Raw genomic sequence first — 8286 nt, 5'->3', positions numbered from 1 at the left:
ACCAGCTCCGCTGCCATTGCTGATTCGCAAAGCGGATCAGCAAACCCCCAACAACGGCCCACCACAGCGCCCGGGGCCCCCGGATGGTGGCGGAGCCACTATCCGGGGGAGGCCGCATGAACCAGGTCCACGATGTGGGCGAGCACGCCAGGATCGGTCTCGGGCAGCACTCCGTGCCCAAGGTTGAACACGTGGCCGCCGGCCTTGCCACCACGGACGCACACGTCGTGGACCTTGTCCGCCAGGACGTCCGCCGGCGCGAAGACGGCGGCCGGGTCGAGGTTGCCCTGGACCGCACGCATCGGGCCGATCCGCCGGGCGGCCTCGTCCAGCGGGACCCGCCAGTCCACCCCGACGACATCCGCGCCGGCCTCCGCCATGGCGCCGAGCAGTTCGCCGGTGTTCACCCCGAAGTGGATGCGCGGGACGCCGGCATCGGCGAATGCGGCAAGCACGCGCTCGCTGTGCGGAAGCACATAACGGCGGTAGTCGACCTCGTCCAGTACACCGGCCCACGAGTCGAACAGCTGGATGGCGCTGACGCCCGCCTCAACCTGGACCCGCAGGTAGCCGATGGCGATGTCGGCGAGCCGTCCCAGCAGCTCGTGCCACAGCCGTGGCTCGGTGTACATGAGCTGCTTGGTGCGGGCATACGTCCGGCTGGGACCGCCCTCGACCAGGTAACTGGCAAGGGTGAACGGCGCGCCGGAGAAACCGATCAGCGGGATCGGCCCGAGCTCGCCGACGAGCGTGCGGACGGCGTCGGCCACATACGGCACGTCATCGCCGGTGACTGGCCGCAGCCTGCTCAGCGCCGCTCGGTCACGGATCGGATCCGCGACGACCGGGCCGACACCGGCGACGATGTCGATGTTCATACCAATCGCGACAAGCGGCAGGACGATGTCGGAGAACAGGATCGCGGCGTCGGTGCGGAAACGCCGCACCGGTTGCAGAGTGATCTCGGTCACCATGGCTGGATCGCGACAGGAGTCGAGCATGGCGATGTTGGCCCGCAGCCGACGATACTCCGGCAGCGCGCGGCCGGCCTGCCGCATGAACCACACTGGCGTGCGCTCGGTGGGCTCGCCTCGACACGCCCGCAAGAACAGCGCATCGCGCGGTTCGGGCTCTCCAACAGACGCGCCCGAGGTTTCACCCCCGGGCACCGCTACGCAATACATGGACTCGATGGTTGCATGCCGGACGCGCCCGCTGCGCAGACGGCGACCTCAATCGCCGCGACATCGGTCACGCCCCACCAGGGGGGACGAAGCTCTCACGAAGAGTAATGGAAAATGAAGCCCGCGACAACGGCCGTGGCAGGCCTCCCGGTCGCGACTATCTTCGACGTGACGTAGAAAGATGTGGCAGACCGTGAACCGACCTGACGTAGCGGACATCCGCCCGCGGCCGCTCCCCAGCGGATCCGTACCGAGGGGTTACGCCGCGATGGGCACCAACAGGCACCGTGGAGGCCAGGACATGCCAACTGCCGATAGCCCCCGCGGCGAAGAGGGCGACGCGCGGATGCTCGCACCCGCGCGGGTTCTCTCGGTCGCCGAGGCGACGTCCTTCCTCCTCCTGCTGGTCGCGACCGCGCTCAAGTACGGCACCGGCCACCCCGGCGGGGTCCGGGTACTCGGCCCGATCCACGGCGGGCTCTTCCTCGCCTACTGCGCGATAATGATCGCCGTCGCCCGCGACCACCGCTGGCCGGTGTCGAAGACGCTGTTGGCGCTCGGCGCCGCCGTCCTGCCCATCGCTCCCTATGCGGTGGAACGCCGCTGGCTGCGCCCGCCCGTCGCCGGCCGCGTACGGACGCCCGCGGACAGCTCGGCCGCGCCCGCACCGACCGCGCCCGGAAGCACCCCCGCGGCCTAAGAGCGCCCACAATCCACCATTTTCACTAAAAGTATCCACCTGAACACACTTGAACATACACGACACGCCGAGCCCGAATACGTGGCTCTGCGGCTGGTCCGTGCCACCGTCAGGGACGGTCCGAATGGGACGAGAGGGTCCGTGATGTCCACGCGCGCCCTCCTGACGGGACGTGCCCTAGGAGTGGTGTTCGGGTGGAACAGGCCCATGCGGGCGCTGACGGGCTGACCCAGCGGGTGTGCCCCGAGTGCGGCGACACGCGCGGTTTCGAGCAGCCACCATGCGTGGACGGACACGGAATGGACTGTCCTGAACGCGCATGCGTCGACTGCGGAACAGCGCTGTTCGTCGACCCGCGACAGATCGTCGCCAGGCCGGAGCGGACATCCGCGCGAGCGCCGCGCCGGTTCGCTGGCCAGCCGATCCGGCACCGGTCGCGCCATGTCGCCTGACCGGCCGGCCGGCTCTGGCCGGCTCTGGCGGGTCCGGGCCGGTCACCCGGTCGCCCGACCGCTGTCGCGCGCGTACGGTCAGGACGTCCTAACGTGACGTCCATGGGCGCATCGCTGTCTCCGGAGGGCGCGCCGCCGGTCTTCGTGGCCGCCACGTCCGCGCTACGGGACGCGTTGGGGCGGGCTCCGGCAGAGATCACCCTGCATGAGATCCAGGCGCCCGCCAGACTCGCGCCGTATGCGTTCGCCATCGCCGGTGGTCTGTCCCGTGACGACGACGAAGCGGCCTCCGGACGATTGATCCTCCTTCTCGATCCGGCTGGGCACAGCGCCTGGGAGGGCACCGCGAGGTTCGTCTGCTATGCCCGAGCGGCCGTCGACACAGAGATCGCGATAGACCCGTGCCTGCCCGAAGTCGCCTGGTCGTGGCTGTGCGAGGCGCTGGAGGCGAATCATGCCGCATACCGTGCGCTGGGCGGCACCGTGACCATCACGAACTCGCGGCGGTTCGGTGTTCTCGCGGCGGACGGTCACAGCTCGGACGTGGAACTGCGCTGCTCATGGTCACCGGACTGGGCCGAGACGACCGGTGCCGCTGGCCGCCGTGGCTGGCGGCCAGCGGAGGCCGTGGCCCAGCTGCACGCCTTCGCGGACCTGCTCACCGCCATGGCCGGCCTGCCACCGCGGCTCTGCGGAGTCGTGCCCCTGCCATCCCGCCGCGGCTGAGCAGTCCCCGCGAACCCAGCCGAATTTATGATCATGGCAGTTATCTTCGTCACTTTTCCCAAGGCACAGTCGAGAACTCTCCGTACTTAAATGGATACTAACAGTGCAATTAATCGCTCAACTCGAGGCCGATCACGAACCCACACCGATTTAGTCGGGCCGCGTCCGCCCGAGCGCCCTGCTCATCGCCTGCTTCGGACGTACGATCGCCGATCGTGACGTCGACGGTTCCGGATTCATCGCACCAGCAAAACCAAGATCCCGGTGGCGGCGCGGAGCACACTCGGCCGCTCTTGGAGCCGTCCGAAGGCATCCCCCCCGTCATCGTCGATGAGGCGTCGCTACATGCGGCCGCGGCACGGCTGGCCGCCGGGAACGGCCCGGTGGCCTTCGACGCCGAGCGGGCATCGGGGTATCGCTACAGCCAGCGGGCCTATCTGGTCCAGATCCGCCGCCGTGGATCCGGCACCCACCTCATCGACCCAGTCGCGCTGCCCGACCTCGTCCGCATCCAGCAGGCCGTCGGTGACGCCGAGTGGGTGCTGCACGCCGCCAGCCAGGACCTGCCCTGCCTGGCCGAGCTCGGTCTGCGTCCGGGCGCGCTGTTCGACACCGAGCTTGCCGGCCGGCTGCTCGGTTACGAGCGGGTGGGACTAGGGATCATGGTCGAAAAAGTGCTGGGTTTTTCCCTCGAGAAGGGACACTCAGCGGCCGACTGGTCGACCCGGCCGTTACCAGAACCGTGGCTGCGCTATGCCGCGCTCGACGTCGAACTTCTCATCGAGCTGCGCGACGCGCTGCACGGCGAGCTTGCGGCCCAGGACAAACTGCGGTTCGCCCGCGAGGAGTTCGCCGCGATCGCCGCGGCTCCCCCCCGTGAGCCACGACCGGAGCTGTGGCGGCGCACCAGCGGGATCCACCGGGTTCGCAACCGTCGCCAGCTCGCCGCGGTCCGTTCGATGTGGACGACCCGGGACCGGATCGCCCGCGAACGGGACATCGCTCCCGGCCGGGTGCTGCCAGACAGCGCGATCATTGACGCGGTCCTCAACAACCCCGCCGACGTCGAGGCCCTGACCCGGCTACCGATCTTCTCCGGCCCACGGCTGCGCCGCAACGCGCGGACCTGGCTCACCGCGCTGCGGGAAGCCGCCAGCCTGCCCGAGGACACGCTGCCGCCGGCGGTCGCGCCCGGGGGTGACGGGCTACCGCCGCCGAACCGCTGGGCCGATCGTGATCCGGTGGCGGCAGCCCGGCTCGTCCGGGTACGCGCCCAGCTGGGCGCCATCGCCGCCGAGCGGAGCATGCCGGTGGAGAACCTGTTGGAGCCGGCCCTCGCCCGCCGGCTCGCCTGGTCGCCACCGGCGGCACCCGCATCGGTCGAGATCGTCGCGGAGCTGCTGCGCAAGGGCGGCGCCCGGCCATGGCAGGTGGAGCTCACCGCCAGCCCGATCGCGAGCTGCCTGTCGGCACCGCCAGCACCGCCAGAGCGGCTTGACGAACCTGCGCCGCGGCGGGATCCGGCCGCGTCGGCCGACGGCGGCACCGGATAGGGCAGCAGCACCGGATAGGGCAGCAGTAGCACCGGATGGGGCAGTAGCACCGGATGGGACGCGGCAGGCCCAAGGCCCCGCTTCGCGGTCAGCTCGGCGGAGCGGGGTATGGGGTTACCCATGAGTAACAGAGTGCCGTAGGCTTCGGTGTGCCGGCAACCACGTCGGCACCGGCTTTGTCCGGGTCTCGCGCAGAGCCGAAGACGGTGCGATCGCTTTTCACGATCATTTTTTGCCACCGCCGGAGGCCGAAGTCGCCGCAATGCTGTCAGGAGGCACAGGTGTTCCTAGCTGCCCGGGACTCCGTCCGCGACGTCGTGTTCGTCGACGGTGTCCGCACCCCCTTCGGCAAGGCAAAGGGGGTCTATGCTGAGACACGCTCGGATGATCTCATCGTCAAGGTCATCCGTGAGCTGCTGCGACGCAATCCGTCGCTGCCGGCCGAACGGATCGACGAAGTGGCGATCGCGGCCACCACGCAGATCGGTGACCAGGGCCTGACCATCGGCCGGACCGCGGGCATCCTGTCCGGTCTGCCGCGGTCCGTGCCCGGTTACGCCATCGACCGCATGTGTGCCGGGGCGGTCACGGCGGTCACGACCACCGCGTCGGCCATCGCCATCGGCGCCTACGACGTCGCGATCGCGGGCGGGGTCGAGCACATGGGCCGCCACCCGATGGGCGAAGCTGTCGACCCCAACCCCCGTTTCGTCTCCGAACAACTGGTCGACCTATCCGCGCTGGTCATGGGGCAGACCGCGGAGAACGTCCACGACCGCTACCCGAAGATCACAAAAGCACGGGTGGACGCCTACGCGCTCGCGTCCCAGCAGAAGGTGGCCAAGGCATACGCGAACGGCTGGATCCAGCCTGATCTGGTCCCGGTCGCGGGCCGGCACGCCGAAAGCGGCTGGGAGCTGGTGACAGCGGACGAACCACCCCGCCCGGACACCACGGTGGCGGGGCTCGCCGGTCTGAAGACCCCGTTCCGCCCCCACGGCCGGGTGACCGCGGGGAACTCGGCCGGCATCAACGACGGCGCGACCGGATGCGTGCTCGCCGCCGCGGACGTCGCCGAGGAACTCGGCCTCACGGCGAAGATGTCGCTGGTCGGTTTCGGCTTCGCCGGAGTCGAGCCCCACGTGATGGGGATCGGGCCGATCCCGTCCACCCAGAAGGCCCTGGCCCGCACCGGCCTGTCCATCGACGACATCGGCCTGTTCGAGCTGAACGAGGCCTTCGCTGTCCAGGTGCTGGCCTTCCTCGACCACTTCGGCATCTCCGATGACGACCCGCGGGTGAATCCCTACGGCGGCGCGATCGCCCTGGGGCATCCGCTGGCGGCCAGCGGCGTGCGGCTGATGACCCAGCTCGCCCGCCAGTTCGCCGAGCACCCAGAGGTCCGTTACGGGCTCACCGCCATGTGCGTGGGCCTCGGCATGGGCGCGACGACCATCTGGGCGAACCCGCACTTCGGCACCGCCGCGAACACCTCGCAAGCGGCTGACCGGACAGGAGAGGCAGCATGACCTCGACCGACACGCCGGCCCTGGAGTATCCGGGCGAAGTGGTGACGCAGGCTCACGTCCGCTATGTGACGCTGCCTGACGTGGCCGGGCCGATCGCGCTCATCACCCTGGACAACGGCCTGGACCACACCCGGCCGTCGACCTTCGGCCCCGCCGGGCTACGCAACCTGCTCGCCGCCATGGACGAGATCGAGACGCACGCCCCGGCTGTGGCGGCCATCGCCGTCACCGGTAAGCCGTTCGTCTTCAGCGTCGGCGCCGACCTGTCCTTCCGGACCTCCTTCACCGATCCGCAGGCTGTCCGGCCCGCCATCCACGCGTTCAGCGAACTCGGGCACGCGGCGATGCGCCGGATCGGTGCGGGCCGTTTGCACGGCCGCAAAGTGCCCACCTTCGCGCTGGTCAACGGTGCGGCGCTGGGCGGCGGCCTGGAACTGGCACTGCACTGCGACTATCGGGCCGTGTCCGCGGCGGTCCGGACGCTCGCCCTGCCCGAGGTCTTCCTCGGGCTGGTACCGGGGTGGGGCGGAACCCAGTTGCTACCGAATCTGGTCGGCGCGGACACCGCGGTCACCATCGCCGTCGCGAACCCGCTGAGCCAGAACAGGATGCTCAACGCCGGTCAGGCGGCCGAGCTCGGCCTCGCGGACGTCCTGCTGGAACCGGCGGACTTTCTGGAGGAGGCACTGCGCTGGGCCGGCCGGGTCATCCGCGGTGAGATCGACCCGGCGGCCGCGCGGACGCCGGTGCGGCGCGGCCAGGCCTGGGCGGACGCGGTCACCCGCGGCCGTGCCCTGGCTGACGCCAAGCTGCACGGCGCGGCACCCGCGGCATACCGTGCGCTGCAACTGATCGAGCTCGCCGAGACCGCCGACCTCGACGCTGGTCTCGCGGCCGAGGCTGACGCGCTCGCCGACGTCGCGGTCACCGAGGAGCTGGTCGCCAGCCTCTACGCCTTCGACCTGGTGCAGAAGCGGGCGAAGCGCCCGGTCGGCGGTCCGGACAAGGCGCTGGCACGCCCGGTCACCAAGGTTGGTGTGGTTGGCGCCGGCCTGATGGCGAGCCAGCTCGCGGCGTTGTTCGCCCAGCGTCTGGAGGTCCCGGTCGTCCTGACCGACATCGACCAGACCCGCCTCGACGCCGGTGTGGCCGCCGTCCACGCCGAGATGGACAACCTGCTGGCCAAGAAGAAGCTCTCCCCGGACAGGGCGTCCCGGCTGAAGGCAAGCGTGACCGGCTCGCTGACCAAGGATGTGTTCGCCGATGCCGACCTCGTCATCGAGGCCGTGTTCGAAGATCTCGCGGTCAAGCGGAAGGTGCTGGCCGAGCTGGAGGCGGTTGTCAGCCCGACGGCCCTGCTGCTGACCAACACCTCGGCGCTGTCGATCAGCGCGATGGCCTCGGAGCTGACGCATCCGGAGCGGGTAGCCGGGCTGCACTTCTTCAACCCGGTGGCCGTGCTGCCGTTGGTCGAGGTGGTACGAGGCAAGCAGACCGATGACGCGGCGATCGCGACCACCCTCGCGGTTGTGAAGAAACTCAAGAAGAACGCGGTACTCACCACCGACACTCCGGCGTTCGCCCTCAACCGCCTGCTCGTCCGGTTCATGGACGAAGTGCTCGGCGCGATCGAGAACGGTACCCCCCCGGCCAAGGCCGACCAGGCACCGGAACCCCTCGGCCTGCCGATGTCCCCGCTGGCGTTGCTTGAGCTGGTCGGCCCGCCGATAGTCCTCCACGTCGCCGAGACCCTCCACGCCGCCTATCCCGACCGCTTCGGCAAGCCCGAGGGCCTTGCCCGGCTGGTCGCCGCCGGCCGGGCCAACGTCCACGCGGGGACGGGAGACTCACGGAAGATCGACCAACAGGCGGCTGAGCTCCTGCGGGTCCAGACCGGCGGTGACACCCCGGTACTGACCGGTGAGCAGGTGCGGGAGGCGGCGCTGGCCGCACTCGCCGAGGAGATCCGCATCCTGCTCGACGACGGCGTCGTCGCCGAAGCCGCCGATGTGGACCTGTCCCTGATCCTCGGCGCCGGGTGGCCGTTCCACCTCGGTGGCATCACGCCTTACCTGGATCGCACCGGTATCAGCGAGAAGGTCACCGGCCGTCGTTTCAGCCCACCGGGCGTCGCAACCATTT

7 protein-coding genes are annotated in these 8286 nt (G+C 69.8%); 6 read left to right on the top strand and 1 reads right to left on the bottom strand.

Annotated features, from left to right (window positions below):
• Positions 1 to 98: 98 nt before the first annotated feature.
• Complete coding sequence (gene hemE, locus MJ777_RS18730; protein ID WP_239377295.1) at positions 99 to 1184, bottom strand: uroporphyrinogen decarboxylase; 1086 nt, start codon at positions 1182 to 1184, stop codon at positions 99 to 101.
• A 301-nt stretch (positions 1185 to 1485) separates the two neighbouring features.
• On the opposite strand from hemE, the gene MJ777_RS18725 reads away from it, so the two are divergent.
• From MJ777_RS18725 to MJ777_RS18700, 6 genes are all read left to right on the top strand, one after another.
• Positions 1486 to 1884 carry a DUF3817 domain-containing protein gene (locus tag MJ777_RS18725; RefSeq protein ID WP_239312624.1) on the top strand — a complete coding sequence of 133 codons (399 nt, stop codon included), beginning with the start codon at positions 1486 to 1488 and terminating at the stop codon, positions 1882 to 1884.
• A 194-nt stretch (positions 1885 to 2078) separates the two neighbouring features.
• Positions 2079 to 2336, top strand: coding sequence for a hypothetical protein (locus MJ777_RS18720; protein WP_239347185.1), 258 nt, complete (start codon positions 2079 to 2081; stop codon positions 2334 to 2336).
• Between the two features lie 102 nt (positions 2337 to 2438).
• Positions 2439 to 3062, top strand: a complete 624-nt coding sequence (locus tag MJ777_RS18715; RefSeq protein ID WP_239312628.1) for a DUF3000 domain-containing protein — start codon at positions 2439 to 2441, stop codon at positions 3060 to 3062.
• A 215-nt stretch (positions 3063 to 3277) separates the two neighbouring features.
• Complete coding sequence (locus MJ777_RS18710) at positions 3278 to 4615, top strand: HRDC domain-containing protein (RefSeq protein WP_239312622.1); 1338 nt, start codon at positions 3278 to 3280, stop codon at positions 4613 to 4615.
• 281 nt (positions 4616 to 4896) lie between these two features.
• Positions 4897 to 6144 (top strand): thiolase family protein, encoded by a 1248-nt coding sequence (locus MJ777_RS18705; protein ID WP_239312620.1) that lies wholly within the window; start codon positions 4897 to 4899, stop codon positions 6142 to 6144.
• Positions 6141 to 8286, top strand: a 2146-nt coding sequence (locus MJ777_RS18700; RefSeq protein ID WP_239377294.1) for a 3-hydroxyacyl-CoA dehydrogenase NAD-binding domain-containing protein, incomplete at its 3' end; no start/stop codon positions are given. The genes MJ777_RS18705 and MJ777_RS18700, both read left to right, overlap by 4 nt.

The sequence above is a fragment of the Protofrankia sp. Cj5 genome, assembly GCF_917627405.1.
GTDB lineage: Bacteria > Actinomycetota > Actinomycetes > Frankiales > Frankiaceae > Protofrankia.
Note: the sequence above shows the minus strand (reverse complement) of the source record. Positions and strands in the feature narration are given on the sequence as shown.